This window comes from Ectopseudomonas khazarica, from assembly GCF_017915135.1.
In the GTDB taxonomy this organism is placed as follows: Bacteria; Pseudomonadota; Gammaproteobacteria; order Pseudomonadales; family Pseudomonadaceae; genus Aquipseudomonas; species Aquipseudomonas khazarica.
This window is the reverse complement of the sequence record NZ_CP068551.1, coordinates 540,206-554,229: the sequence shown is the minus strand read 5'-3', so window position 1 is coordinate 554,229 and position 14,024 is coordinate 540,206. Positions and strand designations below refer to the sequence as shown.

Here is a 14,024-nt window from a genome sequence, read left to right as displayed (position 1 = left end):
CTATTTATGTTTTTCCACATTAAATATCAGTCTTGACAGAAGCGCAAATGGCTCCCCGGGAAAAAAAACGCTTATAATGTGATCAGCTTTTCCCTTTTTGCCACGACTCCTGCTTAACTCATTCTTTTACTTGGAATTCCAAACATTTTGATGCGCCTGCTGAAGTTCATCTGGTGGTCCTGCGTTGCCGTTTTTTGTGGGCTGTTGCTCAGTTTCAGCGGTGCGTTTCTTTATCTTAGCCCGACCCTTCCGTCCGTCGAGTCACTGCGGCAAGTGCAGCTGCAGATACCGCTGCGCGTCTACAGCAGCGATGCCAAGCTGATTGCCGAGTTTGGCGAGATGCGCCGCTCCCCCATTCGCTTCGACGAAATCCCCAAGGATTTCATCAGTGCGCTACTGGCAGCCGAAGACGACAATTTCGCCAATCATTATGGCGTCGATGTGACCAGCCTGATGCGCGCTGCCACGCAATTATTGAAAAGCGGGCAGATTCAGAGCGGCGGCAGCACCATCACCATGCAGGTGGCGAAGAACTTCTTCCTCACCAACGAGCGCAGCTTCTCGCGCAAGGCCACCGAGATTCTCCTGGCGCTGCAGATCGAACGCGAACTGAGCAAGGACGAGATCCTCGAGCTGTACGTCAACAAGATCTACCTCGGCCACCGCGCCTACGGCATCGAGGCGGCGGCGCAGGTCTACTACGGCAAATCGATCCGCGACCTGAGTCTGGCGCAGATGGCAATGATCGCCGGCCTGCCCAAGGCCCCCTCGCGCTACAATCCGCTGGTCAACCCGACCCGCGCCAAGGAACGCCGCGACTGGATCCTCGGTCGCCTGTTCCGTCTTGGCCGCATCGACCAGGCCAGCTACGAGTCCGCACTGGCCGAAGAGGTCGATGCTCGCTATCACGTGCCGGCACCGGAGATCAGCGCACCCTATATCGCCGAGATGGCACGTGCGGAGATGGTCGGTCGTTACGGTAGCGAGGCCTATACCGAAGGCTTCAATGTCACCACCACGGTACCGAGCGACCTGCAGGAAATGGCCAACACCGCCCTGCGCGACGGCCTGATGGCCTATGACCAACGCCATGGCTACCGCGGCCCGGAAAGTCGTCTGCCGGGCATGACACGCGAAGCCTGGCTGGCCGAGCTGAGCAAGTTCCGTGGCATCGGCGGACTGGAGCCGGCCGTGGTCACCCAGGTGGAGAAAAGCGGCATCCTGGTGCTGCCGCGCAACGGCGAAGAACAGGCCGTGGCCTGGGACAGCATGAAATGGGCACGCCCCTTCCTCAGCACCAACAGCATGGGCCCTCGCCCGCAGCATCCCGCCGATGTCGTCCAGGTAGGCGATGTGGTCAGGGTGCAGCGCCAGGCTGACGACAGCCTGGTCTTCTCGCAGATTCCGGCGGCGCAGAGCGCGCTGGTCTCCCTCGACCCCTACAGCGGCGCCATCCAGTCGCTGGTCGGCGGCTTCTCCTTCGACCAGAGCAACTACAATCGCGCCGTACAGGCCAAGCGCCAGCCCGGCTCCAGCTTCAAACCCTTCGTCTACAGCGCCGCCCTGGACAGTGGCTACACTGCCGCGACCCTGGTCAACGACGCACCGATCATCCTCTCCGACGACTACCTGTCGCAGAAGTGGCGCCCGAAGAACGACAACAACACCTTCCTCGGCCCCATCCGCATGCGCGAAGCGCTGTACAGGTCGCGTAACCTGGTGTCCATTCGCCTGCTGCAGGACATGGGCGTCGACCAGACGGTGAACTACATCCAGCGCTTCGGCTTCGCCGAACAGGACCTGCCACGCAACCTGTCCCTGGCGCTGGGCACCGCCAGCCTGACCCCGATGGAGATCGCCGAGGGCTGGGCCACCTTCGCCAATGGCGGCTACAAGATCGAGCCCTACCTGATCGAACGCATCGACGATCGCAACGGCAAGCCGTTGTTCCGCGCCAACCCGGCACGCGTACCGGGCAGCAAACCGAGCGAGGAGAACGCCAATCTTGCCGTAAATGCAGCGGACGATCTGCCCCAGGAAGAACCCAAGGTCGCCGAGCAGATCATCGACGAGCGCACCGCCTACATCATGACCAGCATGCTGCAGGACGTGATCAAGCGTGGCACCGGCCGCCGCGCCCTGGCCCTGGGCCGCAACGACCTGGCCGGCAAGACCGGGACCACCAACGACTCCAAGGACAGCTGGTTCTCCGGCTACAACGCCGACTACGTGACCACCGTCTGGTCCGGCTTCGACCAGCCGGAAAGCCTGGGACGCCACGAGTACGGCGGCACCGTCGCCCTGCCCATCTGGATGAGCTACATGGGCGCCGCACTCAAGGACCGCCCCAGCCACGTGCCCAAGGAACCCAAGGGCATCCTCACGCTGCGGGTCGATCCGGTCAGTGGCCGCGCCGCCACGCCGAGCACGCCGGACGCCTACTTCGAGCTGTTCAAGAGCGAAGACTCGCCACCACCGATGAGCGAGTTCGAGCCTGGCATGGGCATCCCCGGCAGCCCGCTGCCGGCTGACGAGATGGCACCGATCGATCTGTTCTGATCGGTGCGCCGCCCCCAGGGAAGGCATACGACAGACAACAAAAAACCCGCCTAGGCGGGTTTTTTGTTGTCTGCATCCAGGGGATCAGCCGTTGAACACGTCATCCACCGACTGCAGCGGGTAGTGCTTCGGATACGGCAGCGTCGCCACGCCGGACTCGATGGCAGCCTTGGCCACCGCATCGCAGACCACGGTGATCAGGCGCTGATCCATCGGCTTCGGAATGATGTACTCGCGACCGAATTCCAGCTTGATGCCACCGTAGGCGTCGCAGACGTCCTGCGGCACCGGCAGCTTGGCCAGGTCACGCAGCGCCAGCGCGGCAGCGATCTTCATTTCCTCGTTGATGCGGGTCGCACGAACGTCCAGCGCGCCACGGAAGATGAAGGGGAAGCCCAGCACGTTGTTGACCTGGTTCGGGTAGTCGGAACGACCGGTCGCCATGATCACGTCGTTGCGGGTCTCGTGCGCCAGCTCCGGCTTGATTTCCGGATCCGGGTTGGAGCAGGCGAAGACGATCGGGTTGGCCGCCATGCGCTTGAGATCTTCCGGGCTCAGCAGGTTGGCACCGGACAGGCCGACGAACACATCGGCACCTTCAAGCGCGTCGGACAGGGTGCGCTTGTCGGTCTCGGTGGCGAATACCGCCTTGTACTGGTTCAGATCGTCGCGGCCTGCGTGAATCACGCCCTTGCGGTCGATCATGAAGATGTTCTCGACCTTGGCACCCATGCTCACCAGCAGCTTCATGCAGGAGATGGCGGCAGCACCAGCGCCCAGGCAGACGATCTTCGCCTCTTCCAGGCTCTTGCCGGCGATTTCCAGGGCATTGAGCATGCCGGCGGCGGTAACGATCGCGGTACCGTGCTGGTCATCGTGGAATACCGGGATATCGCACTGTTCGATCAGCGCGCGCTCGATCTCGAAGCACTCGGGGGCCTTGATATCTTCCAAGTTGATGCCGCCGAAGGTGATGGAGATGCGTTTCACGGTGTCGATGAAGGCCTGCGGGCTTTCCGAATCGACCTCGATATCGAACACGTCGATACCGGCGAAACGCTTGAACAGCACGCCTTTACCTTCCATCACCGGCTTGGACGCCAGCGGGCCGAGGTTACCCAGGCCGAGGATGGCGGTGCCATCGGAAATCACTGCCACCAGGTTGCCTTTACCGGTGTAGCGGTAGGCCAGCTCGGCATCGCGGGCGATTTCACGCACCGGCTCGGCGACACCCGGGCTGTAGGCCAGCGACAGGTCGCGGGCAGTGGCGGTGGCTTTGGTCAACTCGACGCTCAGTTTGCCGGGGCGCGGCTGGGCGTGATACTCGAGAGCGGCAGTTTTCAAATCAGACATAGTGGCATTTCCGCTTTTGTTGGCTGTTGAACGGGCAGCGGCCGAGGATACGCAAGTTGTATACAGCTGCACAAGACTGTTCGGTCGCGATTGAAGCGCCCCACTAGCGCAGCGTTTTCAACCACTGCCCTGCACGCGGCTCACCAGCGGGGTAGAGCCCGTTGAGCAAGCGCAGCTGCGCCTCGCCATCGCTCGGCAACGGCGAGTTGCGAGCAAGGCTCGCCATGCCCTGCCCTGCCTTGGCCCGCACCAGATGCAGACGCACCGGCTCAGCCAGCTTGCGCTCGGTCGCCTTGAGCGGACGATAGCTGCGGATCACTTCGAGGAAACGCTCGTCTTCGCTCTCCAGCGAAGCGCGCCCCTTGACCGCGGCGACGAACAGATAGGCATTGTCGCCACGATAGATCACCGCCACCCGGCGCGCCGCCTGCCCCTGCAAGATGGCCGTGTAGCCGCGCAACGCCCCCAGGCGCAGCTCTTCACCAGCCACCAGGCGCTGATTGCCGACTCGCTGGCGCAGGTACTCGGCAGGCGCGAGCGCCTTGTCTGCCGGCTCCAGCGTCATGGCGATGAACGCCTGCTCATCCGGGGTATGGCCGATCAGCACATCGGCGCGATTGACCAGTTGCCAGCCCTGCGGGTAGGTCAGGGTGAAATCCAGCTCGCCATGGTAGAAGTGGCGCCCACGACGAATCCCGCTGGCTGCCGAATCACCGAACACCAGGCCATCGAGCTGCTGCAGGAACGCATCGCGCCCCACTTCCTGATTGCCACCGACCAGCGCCCGCGCCGGACCGATCACCTCCTGCAGGCGGCGATCGTTGTCAGGGTGGGTGTCGAACAGACCGTGATAGCCGCCCTGCGCGGGCGCCTCACCACGCCTGGCGGCCTGCTCACGGGCGAAGTCCTCCTGACTCTTGAGCACCTTGACCACTTCGATCATCGCCTGCGGGTCATAGCCGCTGCGTGCCAGGTACTGTGCGCCGAGGCCGTCCGCCTCCAGCTCCATGTCACGGCCATAGCCACGCACGAAGGCATTGCCCATGACGCTGGTCAGGTCGCCGACAGCGCCAACCCCGGTGCCGATGGCCGCCGCCTGGCCGAGCAGCCCCCAGGCGGTCGACTGGCTCTGCTGACGCACGCTGTGGCGCGCCGTCACGTGACCGATCTCATGGCCGAGCACGGCGGCCAGTTCCGCCTCGGAGTTGAGGTAGGCGAGCAGCCCACGGTGAATGTAGATATAGCCGCCCGGCAGGGCGAAGGCATTGACGTCCGGGCTGTCGACCAGGGTGAAGACGTAGCTGAGCTGATTGCGATGACTGTTGCGCGCCACCCGCTCGCCCACCCGCTGGATGTAGGCCTGCAACTTGGCGTCCGCATAAGGCGGGTTCTGCTTGAGGATTTCCTGGTTGTAGCGGGCACCGAGGTCGAGCTCCTGGCGCTCGCTCATCATCACGAAATCGGTGCGCCCCGTGGCAGGGTTGACGGCACAGCCCGTCAGCCAGGCGCAGAACAGGCACAGCATCAATGCACGCATCATGGCAACACCTCCAGCATCGCCGAGTGGGTCAGTGGCAGCATCCAGCGCGCCTGGCCCGACTGCAGACCACCCCGTGACTGGCGGTCGATCACCCAGCCGCGCGCCTCGACTCTTCGCCCCGCGAGCGCCTGCATCGCCGGCAGATCGAATGCATCCAGGAGCGCCGGCGCCACGCGCAGCACGCGGCCACCGTCCAGCTCCAGCCACAGGCCGCCACGATTGCGCTGCACCCTGGCCACACGCCCACTCAGCAAGGCAAACCCGCCGCTGCGGACCTGCCCGGCCGAACGGACCCGGTAATCCCGCCAGAGCCCCAGGCGCCGATCACGCGCCTCGCGCTCGGCGACCGCCTGACAGCGTACCAGTTCGACATTCGGCGCCACCGCGACCATGAAACCCAGGCCTTCGCCGAGCAGCTGCGCCTCGAGATTACGTCCCTGAGCGTCGTAGAGGTGCGCCAGGGTGCGTCCATAGCGATCCTTGCGCTGCTCGCCGGGCAACAGGCCAACGCGCCCCTCACTGGCATCCACCAGCGCCTGCAAACGGCGCTTGGCCTGCACGGCATAGGGCTCGTCGCTGCGCCCCTTGCGCCCCAGCTCAGGGGCGTTGATGCCAATCAGGCGAATGCTGCGCCCATCGACCAGGCGCAGGGTGTCGCCGTCGACCACCTGGCGCACGGCGAAGCGGGGCAGATCCTCGCGCAGCGGGCAAAAGGCCTGCGCCAGCTCGACGCAGAACAGAGAAACGAAAAAGGCGCCCACCAGGGACGCCTTTTTCAGTAGCACGGAGTGGCGCATGCCAGATTCCGTCTTGCTTCGGCCGCTTACTTGGCGCCGAATACGCCGAAGCGCTGCTTGAAGCGATCGATACGGCCGCCGGTGTCCAGCACTTTCTGCTTACCGGTGTAGAACGGGTGGCACTCGGAGCAGACGTCGAGGCTCAGGTTCTTGCCCAGGGTGGAGCGGGTCTTGATGACGTTGCCGCAGGAGCAGGTGGCGTCGATCTCGACGTAGTTCGGATGGATATCGGCTTTCATGATGCTTTCCTCGGGGTAGTCGTGCCGCCACCCAACCAATGTCAGGCACCGCACAGAAATAGGCCGCGCATCTTACCAGACACGTGAAGCGATGCAAGCCAGACAGGGCACCGGCCGTCGCGTGTTACCATCGGCCACCTGTCATTGGAGCTTCCGGCTTGCCCGACCTGATCCTGCGCCTCGCCCTGCCCTCGCCCCTGCGCCGCCTGTTCGACTACCGCGCCCCTGCCGGTGTACCGCGTAGCGCGCTGCAGCCTGGCGCACGCCTGCGTGTGCCGTTCGGCCGGCGCGAGATGATCGGCGTACTGGTGGAGGTCGACAACCAGAGCGACGTGCCGGCCGACAAGCTCAAGCCTGCGCTGCAGCTGCTCGACGCCCGCCCGCCGCTGCCGGCAGCGCTGTTCAAGCTGTGCCTGTGGACCGCCCAGTACTACCAGCACAGCCTCGGCGACACGCTGAGCTGGGCATTGCCGGTGCTGCTGCGCCAGGGCGAACCGGCCGAGGCGCGGCAGGAGCGCTTCTGGCTGGCCACCAGCGGCGCCAGCGTAGACGACCCGCGCCTGGCCCGGGCACCGCGCCAGCGCGATGCGCTCAAGGCGCTGGCCCAGCACCCGCACGGCGTCGCCCACAGCCTGCTCAGTCAGTTGCAGCTCAACCGCGACAGCCTGCAGCTGCTGCATGAGAAAGGCCTGGTGCGCGTCGAGGTGCGCCGCAACAAACCACAGGCGAAGCCCGCCCACTGGCTGGCGCAACCGGAGCTGCCACTCAACGCCGAGCAACGCGCGGCGGTCAACGCTGTCGCCTCGGGCTGGGGGCAGTTCAACGCCTTCCTGCTCGCAGGCATCACCGGCAGCGGCAAGACCGAGGTCTACCTGCAACTGATCCATCAATGCCTGGAAGCCGGCAAGCAGGCCCTGGTGCTGATCCCCGAGATCAACCTCGGGCCGCAGACCTTCGAGCGCTTCGCCCGTCGCTTCAATGCGCGCATCGCCCTGCTGCATTCGGCGGTGAACGACCGCGAACGCCTGGACGCCTGGCTGGCGGCCCGCGACGGCGAGGCGGACATCATCATCGGCACCCGCTCGGCGCTGTTCACCCCCATGCTGAACCCGGGGCTGATCATCGTCGACGAAGAACACGACGCCTCCTATAAACAGCAGGAGGGTTTGCGCTACCACGCCCGCGACCTGGCCCTGGTGCGGGCGCGCCAGGAAGACGTGCCCATCGTGCTCGGCTCGGCCACGCCGTCGCTGGAGAGCCTGCACAACGCCCATAGCGGCCGCTATGCCCTGCTCAAGCTCACGCAGCGGGCGGGTGGCGCCAGCCAGCCACGCTTCCTGCGCCTGGACGTGAAGAGCCGACCGCTGGACGCCGGCATCTCCGGGCCGATGCAGCAGGCCATCGCCCAGACCCTGGCGGCCGGCCAGCAGGTGCTGGTATTTCTCAACCGCCGCGGCTTCGCCCCGGCCCTGCTCTGCCACGACTGCGGCTGGCTGTCGGAGTGCCCGCGCTGCGATGCGCGCATGACCGTGCATCAGCGCTACCAGGAACTGCGCTGCCATCACTGCGGGCACGTCGAGCGCCAGCCGAGCAACTGCCCGAAATGCCAGCACGTCGACCTGCGCCCGGTCGGCGCCGGCACCGAGCGTGCCGAGGAGCGCCTGGCGGTACTGTTTCCCGATTACCCGGTGCTGCGCATCGACCGCGACAGCACCTCGCGCAAGGGCGCCATGGATCGCCTGTTCGCCACCATCAACAAGGGTGAGCCGTGCATCCTGGTCGGCACGCAGATGCTCGCCAAGGGCCATCACTTCCCACGGGTGACGCTGGTAGCGATCCTCGATGCCGACGGCGGCCTGTTCTCCGCGGATTTTCGCGCCAGCGAGCGCATGGCCCAGTTGATCGTGCAGGTCGCCGGGCGTGCCGGACGCGCCGAAGAGCCGGGCAAGGTGATCATCCAGAGCCACCTGGCCGACCACCCGTTGCTGGTGCAACTGACCGAGCAAGGCTACTTCGCCTTCGCCGAACAGGCCCTGAGCGAGCGCCGCGCCGCCGGCCTGCCGCCGTTCTGCCACCTGGCCCTGCTGCGCGCCGAGGCACACAAGCCGGGGCAGGCGGAAGGATTCCTCGATGAAGCCTGCAGCGAAGCGGAGTATCTGCTGGGCGAGCTGGGCCTGTCCGGCATCGAGTTGCTCGGCCCCGTTCCGGCCCCGATGGAACGCCGTGCCGGGCGCTTCCGCGCGCAGCTGCTGCTGCAAGGCAGCACCCGCGCCGCCCTGCATCGCCTGCTCACCCCCTGGCTACAGGCACTGGAGCAGATGCCCAGCGGCCGCGCGGTGCGCTGGTCGCTGGATGTCGACCCGATCGACCTTTTTTGAGCTTCTAGCTGCAAACCACAAGCTTCAAGCAAGAACGGCGACGTGCTTTTCCTTGCCGCTTATGGCTTGCAGCTTGTCGCTGCTCTTATAATGCACAGTTTTCGACCAAAGCCCCCAAGGCAGCCCCGAGCCGAACATGAAAGACAGCATTCGCCACCTGATCCAGCAAGCCCTCGACCGCCTCACCGCCGAAGGCGTGCTGCCTGAAGGTCTGACGCCGGCCATCCAGGTGGAGAACACCAAGGACAAGAGCCACGGCGACTTCGCCAGCAACATTGCCATGATGCTGGCCAAGCCGGCCGCCATGAAGCCGCGCGACCTGGCGGAGAAACTGATCGCCGCCCTGCCGGCCGATACGCAGATCACCAAGGTGGAGATCGCCGGCCCCGGCTTCCTCAACTTCTTCCAGAACAGCGACGCCCTCGCTCAACGCCTTGAGGCTGCGCTGGCCGACGCCAGGCTCGGCGTGCGCAAGAATGGCGCCGCGCAGCGCGTGGTGGTCGACCTCTCGGCACCCAACCTGGCCAAGGAGATGCACGTCGGCCACCTGCGCTCGACCATCATCGGCGATGGCGTGGCCCGTGTGCTGGAGTTCCTCGGCGACACCGTGATCCGCCAGAACCACGTCGGCGACTGGGGCACCCAGTTCGGCATGCTGCTGGCCTACATGCAGGAAAACCCGGCGGCCGCCGAGAGCGAGCTGGCCGACCTGGAAGGCTTCTACCGCGCCGCCAAGAAGCGCTTCGACGAGTCCCCCGAGTTCGCCGACCGCGCCCGTGAGCTGGTGGTGCAGCTGCAGGCTGGCGACGCCGAATGCCTGCGCCTGTGGAACCGCTTCAACGACATCTCCCTGAGCCACTGCCAGGCGCTGTACGACCGCCTCGGCGTCAAGCTGAGCATGGCCGACGTCAAGGGCGAGAGCGCCTACAACGACGACCTGCCGCAGGTGGTCGCGGATCTGGCCGCCAAGGGCCTGCTGACCGAGGACAATGGCGCGCAGTGCGTGTTCATGGACGAATTCAAGAACAGCGAAGGCAACCCGCTGCCACTGATCGTGCAGAAGGCCGGTGGCGGCTACCTGTACGCCACCACCGACCTGGCCGCCACCCGCTATCGCGCCGGCACGCTCAAGGCCGACCGCGTGCTGTACTTCGTCGACCAGCGCCAGGCCCTGCACTTCCAGATGGTCTTCGCCTGCGCCCGTCTGGCCGGCTTCGTGCCAGCCAGCATGGAAATGGAGCACATGGGCTTCGGCACCATGAACGGCCCAGACGGCCGCCCGTTCAAGACCCGCGACGGCGGCACGGTGAAACTGGTGCACCTGCTCGACGAAGCCGAGCAGCGCGCCTATGAGCTGGTCAAGAGCAAGAACCCGGAGCTGGGCGACGACGAGCTGCGCCAGATCGCCCGCGTGGTCGGCATCGCCTCGGTGAAGTACGCCGACCTGTCCAAGCACCGCACCAGCGACTACAGCTTCAACTTCGACCTGATGCTGAGCTTCGAGGGCAACACCGCGCCCTACCTGCTGTACGCCTACACCCGCGTGGCTGGTGTATTCCGCAAGCTGGGCAAGGGCATCGAGGAAATCGGCGGGCAGATCGCCCTGGTCGCCGAGCAGGAGCAGGCCCTGGCCGCCAAGCTGGCGCAGTTCAATGAACTGCTGAGCAGCGTCGCCGAGAAAGGCACGCCGCACATGCTGTGCAGCTACCTGTACGACATCGCCGGCCTGTTCTCCAGCTTCTACGAGAACTGCCCGATCCTCGCTGCCGAAGACGAGGCCACGCGCGACAGCCGTCTGCGCCTGACCGCGCTCACCGGCCGTACCCTCAAGCAGGGCCTGGAGCTGCTCGGCCTGGACACCCTGGAGCGGATGTAAATGGCCGCGCGCAAGAAACCGGCGCCCAAACGCGGCGCCAGTCGCTACCAGGCCCCGGCCAAGAAACCCGTACCGGGCTGGATCTGGCTGGTCTGTGGCCTGGTGGTCGGTGGTTTCTTCATGTTCCTGTTCAGCCTCGAACCCGGTCGCGACGAGATCAAGCGCGACCGTGGCGAGCAGGCGCGCAGCACCAAGCCGGAGCCCAAGCCGAGCAAGCCGGAACCGGCCAAGCCCAAGTACGACTTCTACACCCTGCTGCCGGAGTCCGAGGTGATCCTGCCGCAGGCACTGGAAGAAACACCGCCGCCAACCGCCGCGCAGAAACCGGTCACCCCCGAGGAAGCCGCGAAGATCGACACCGCTCGCGCCGAGGCCGCACTCAACGGCCAGGTACCGCCGCCCCCGCCGCCGGTCATCGCCAGCGCACCGGTCACCACGCAGTTCTTCCTGCAGGCCGGCTCGTTCCGCAAGCGCGATGACGCCGACACCCTGCGCGCGCAGATCATCCTGCTGGGGCAGAACGTGCGCGTGGAGACCGGCAAGGTACGCGAGGAAACCTGGCACCGCGTGCTGGTCGGCCCGTTCGCCAGCCGCGAGCAGCTGGCGTCGGCGCAGAAGACCCTGGCCGGCAATGGTTTCAGCAACCTGCTGTTACAGCAGCGCCAGGTCCGCTGATCGTCGATTCGCCCGCTGCCGGTTGAAAAGCCGCAGCGGGCACCCCATCTGAGTTTCCATCCGGGCAATTCGCCCCGCAGCGTGGAGATTCACCCTTGACCACCATCGTTTCAGTGCGCCGTCATGGCAAGGTCGTGATGGCTGGCGACGGCCAGGTATCGCTCGGCAACACCGTCATGAAGGGCAACGCCAAGAAGGTGCGCCGCCTGTACCACGGCCAGGTGCTGGCCGGTTTCGCCGGCGCCACCGCCGATGCCTTTACCCTGTTCGAGCGTTTCGAAGGCCAGCTGGAAAAACACCAGGGCCATCTGGTGCGCGCCGCCGTGGAACTGGCCAAGGACTGGCGTACCGACCGCAGCCTGAGCCGCCTGGAAGCCATGCTGGCGGTGGCCAACAAGGATGCATCGCTGATCATCACCGGCAACGGCGACGTGGTCGAACCCGAAGAAGGCCTGATCGCCATGGGCTCCGGCGGCAACTTCGCCCAGGCCGCCGCGCGCGCGCTGCTGATGAAGACCGACCTGTCCGCCCGTGAGGTGGCCGAGACCGCGCTGGGCATCGCCGGCGACATCTGCGTATTCACCAATCATCACCAGACCATCGAGGAACTGGACGCCGCCGAGTAGCGTCCACCGCCTCACCGTTTTCGTTTATTGCGAGCCAAATTCCATGTCCATGACGCCCCGCGAGATCGTCCACGAACTCAATCGCCATATCATCGGCCAGGACGACGCCAAGCGCGCCGTCGCCATCGCCCTGCGCAACCGCTGGCGGCGCATGCAACTGCCGACCGACCTGCGCCAGGAAGTCACGCCGAAGAACATCCTGATGATCGGCCCCACCGGTGTCGGCAAGACCGAGATCGCCCGGCGTCTGGCCAAGCTGGCCAACGCGCCGTTCCTCAAGGTGGAAGCGACCAAGTTCACCGAGGTCGGCTATGTCGGCCGTGACGTCGAGTCGATCATCCGCGACCTGGCCGATGCAGCGGTGAAAATGCTGCGCGAGCAGGAAATGGTCAAGGTCCGCCACCGCGCCGAGGACGCCGCCGAGGAGCGCATCCTCGACGCCCTGCTGCCACCGGCACGCCAGGGCTTCGGCGACGAGCCGGCGCGCAGCGAGGACTCCAACACCCGCCAGCTGTTCCGCAAGCGCCTGCGCGAAGGCCAGCTGAACGACAAGGAAATCGACATCGAGGTCGCCGAGTCGCCCATGGGCGTCGAGATCATGACCCCACCGGGCATGGAGGAAATGACCAACCAGCTGCAGAACCTGTTCTCCAGCATGGGCAAGGGCAAGAAGAAGAGCCGCAAGCTCAAGGTCGTCGATGCGCTGAAGCTGGTGCGCGACGAGGAAGCCGCCCGCCTGGTCAATGAGGAAGAACTCAAGGCCCGCGCACTGGAGGCCGTCGAGCAGCACGGCATCGTCTTCATCGACGAGATCGACAAGGTCGCCAAGCGCGCCAACGCCGGCGGCGCCGACGTCTCCCGCGAAGGCGTGCAGCGCGACCTGCTGCCGCTGATCGAAGGCTGCACGGTCAACACCAAGCTGGGCATGGTCAAGACCGACCATATCCTGTTCATCGCCTCCGGCGCCTTCCACCTGAGCAAACCCAGTGACCTGGTGCCCGAGCTGCAGGGGCGTCTGCCGATTCGCGTCGAACTCAAGGCGCTGAGCCCGCAGGACTTCGAGCGCATTCTGCGCGAGCCGCACGCCTCGCTCACCGAGCAGTACAGCGAACTGCTGAAGACCGAGGGGCTGCACATCGAGTTCGCCGACGACGGCATCAAGCGTCTGGCCGAGATTGCCTGGCAGGTCAACGAGAAGACCGAGAACATCGGTGCGCGCCGCCTGCACACCCTGCTCGAGCGCCTGCTGGAAGAGGTGTCCTTCAGTGCCGGCGACCTGGCCGGGCAGCAGAACGGCGAACCGATCCGCATCGACGCCGACTACGTCAACGGCCACCTGGGCGAACTGGCCCAGGACGAAGACCTGTCGCGCTATATCCTCTGACAAGAGCCGCAAGCAGCAAGCTACAAGTCAGAAGCAAAGCCGCTTAGACTTGTAGCTTGAGGCTTGCAACTTGGAGCTGTCCCATGCCCATCCCCAGCGCGATCAAACTGCACAAGGCCTCGAAGACCCTGGAGCTGCGCTATGGGGAAACGAGCTACCAGCTCAGCGCCGAATTCCTCCGCGTGCACTCGCCCTCGGCCGAGGTGCAGGGGCACGGCCAGCCGATCCTGCAGACCGGCAAACTCGGTGTCGGCCTGGAGCGCATCGAACCGGCCGGCAACTATGCACTGAAACTGTGCTTCGACGACGGTCATGACAGCGGCCTGTTCACCTGGGACTACCTGCACGAACTGGCCACGCGCCAGAGCGAGCTGTGGGCCGACTATCTGGCGCAACTGAGCGCCGCCGGAAAATCCCGCGACCCCAACGAATCGGTCGTCCGCCTGATGCTCTGAGGCGCCAGGCAAACCCTTGCCGCAGAGCGCCCGGCACCCTCACCACCGATCACGTTAGCGACAGTTAGGGCGAGTTTTCTAATCTATCGCGGCATACTCCTGCGCCATCGACTGGCTTGCTTAACTGCACAAACTCGGGTAA

At 65.3% G+C, this 14,024-nt stretch carries 11 protein-coding genes; 7 read left to right on the top strand and 4 right to left on the bottom strand.

From position 1 onward, the window contains the following. The first annotated feature begins 147 nt into the window (after window positions 1-147). Window positions 148-2,559, top strand: a complete 2,412-nt coding sequence (locus tag JLK41_RS02590; RefSeq protein ID WP_179553254.1) for a penicillin-binding protein 1A — start codon at window positions 148-150, stop codon at window positions 2,557-2,559. Window positions 2,560-2,643: 84 nt separating this feature from the next. Here JLK41_RS02590 and JLK41_RS02585 read toward each other — a convergent pair whose 3' ends face one another. The 4 genes from JLK41_RS02585 to rpmE all read right to left on the bottom strand — a co-directional run bounded on the left by JLK41_RS02585 (window position 2,644) and on the right by rpmE (window position 6,488). Next, window positions 2,644-3,912, bottom strand: a complete 1,269-nt coding sequence (locus JLK41_RS02585; protein WP_037049853.1) for a malic enzyme-like NAD(P)-binding protein — start codon at window positions 3,910-3,912, stop codon at window positions 2,644-2,646. A 103-nt stretch (window positions 3,913-4,015) separates the two neighbouring features. Continuing rightward, entirely contained in the window at window positions 4,016-5,452 is a 1,437-nt protein-coding gene (locus tag JLK41_RS02580) for a M48 family metalloprotease (protein WP_210390273.1), read from the bottom strand. Further along, window positions 5,449-6,249, bottom strand: a complete 801-nt coding sequence (locus tag JLK41_RS02575; protein WP_134676117.1) for a thermonuclease family protein — start codon at window positions 6,247-6,249, stop codon at window positions 5,449-5,451. The genes JLK41_RS02580 and JLK41_RS02575 overlap by 4 nt, the downstream gene beginning before the upstream one ends. Before the next feature lie 26 nt (window positions 6,250-6,275). Beyond that, complete coding sequence (rpmE, locus tag JLK41_RS02570; RefSeq protein WP_003459015.1) at window positions 6,276-6,488, bottom strand: 50S ribosomal protein L31; 213 nt, start codon at window positions 6,486-6,488, stop codon at window positions 6,276-6,278. 158 nt (window positions 6,489-6,646) lie between these two features. Between rpmE and JLK41_RS02565 the strand changes: the two genes are divergently transcribed. From JLK41_RS02565 to JLK41_RS02540, 6 genes are all read left to right on the top strand, one after another. Then, window positions 6,647-8,866: a primosomal protein N' gene (locus JLK41_RS02565; RefSeq protein ID WP_210390272.1), complete on the top strand. Its 2,220-nt coding sequence runs from the start codon at window positions 6,647-6,649 to the stop codon at window positions 8,864-8,866. Window positions 8,867-9,002: 136 nt separating this feature from the next. Then, complete coding sequence (argS, locus tag JLK41_RS02560) at window positions 9,003-10,742, top strand: arginine--tRNA ligase (RefSeq protein WP_210390271.1); 1,740 nt, start codon at window positions 9,003-9,005, stop codon at window positions 10,740-10,742. Further along, entirely contained in the window at window positions 10,743-11,417 is a 675-nt protein-coding gene (locus JLK41_RS02555; protein ID WP_037049868.1) for an SPOR domain-containing protein, read from the top strand. It abuts the gene before it with no gap. Between the two features lie 95 nt (window positions 11,418-11,512). Beyond that, window positions 11,513-12,043 (top strand): ATP-dependent protease subunit HslV, encoded by a 531-nt coding sequence (hslV, locus tag JLK41_RS02550; protein ID WP_037049870.1) that lies wholly within the window; start codon window positions 11,513-11,515, stop codon window positions 12,041-12,043. A 43-nt stretch (window positions 12,044-12,086) separates the two neighbouring features. Continuing rightward, window positions 12,087-13,427: an ATP-dependent protease ATPase subunit HslU gene (hslU, locus tag JLK41_RS02545; protein WP_037049871.1), complete on the top strand. Its 1,341-nt coding sequence runs from the start codon at window positions 12,087-12,089 to the stop codon at window positions 13,425-13,427. Window positions 13,428-13,510: 83 nt separating this feature from the next. Continuing rightward, on the top strand, window positions 13,511-13,882 hold the full coding sequence (locus JLK41_RS02540; protein WP_037049873.1) for a gamma-butyrobetaine hydroxylase family protein: 372 nt from the start codon (window positions 13,511-13,513) through the stop codon (window positions 13,880-13,882). Window positions 13,883-14,024 lie beyond the last annotated feature (142 nt).

Excerpts from the sequence above, each read along its gene's own strand:
- JLK41_RS02580 (WP_210390273.1), bottom strand. The coding sequence starts at position 5,452 with ATGATGCGTGCATTGATGCTGTGCCTGTTCTGCGCCTGGCTGACGGGC.
- argS (WP_210390271.1), top strand. The coding sequence starts at position 9,003 with ATGAAAGACAGCATTCGCCACCTGATCCAGCAAGCCCTCGACCGCCTC.
- JLK41_RS02555 (WP_037049868.1), top strand. The coding sequence starts at position 10,743 with ATGGCCGCGCGCAAGAAACCGGCGCCCAAACGCGGCGCCAGTCGCTAC.
- JLK41_RS02585 (WP_037049853.1), bottom strand. The coding sequence starts at position 3,912 with ATGTCTGATTTGAAAACTGCCGCTCTCGAGTATCACGCCCAGCCGCGC.
- JLK41_RS02540 (WP_037049873.1), top strand. The coding sequence starts at position 13,511 with ATGCCCATCCCCAGCGCGATCAAACTGCACAAGGCCTCGAAGACCCTG.
- hslU (WP_037049871.1), top strand. The coding sequence starts at position 12,087 with ATGTCCATGACGCCCCGCGAGATCGTCCACGAACTCAATCGCCATATC.
- rpmE (WP_003459015.1), bottom strand. The coding sequence starts at position 6,488 with ATGAAAGCCGATATCCATCCGAACTACGTCGAGATCGACGCCACCTGC.
- JLK41_RS02575 (WP_134676117.1), bottom strand. The coding sequence starts at position 6,249 with ATGCGCCACTCCGTGCTACTGAAAAAGGCGTCCCTGGTGGGCGCCTTT.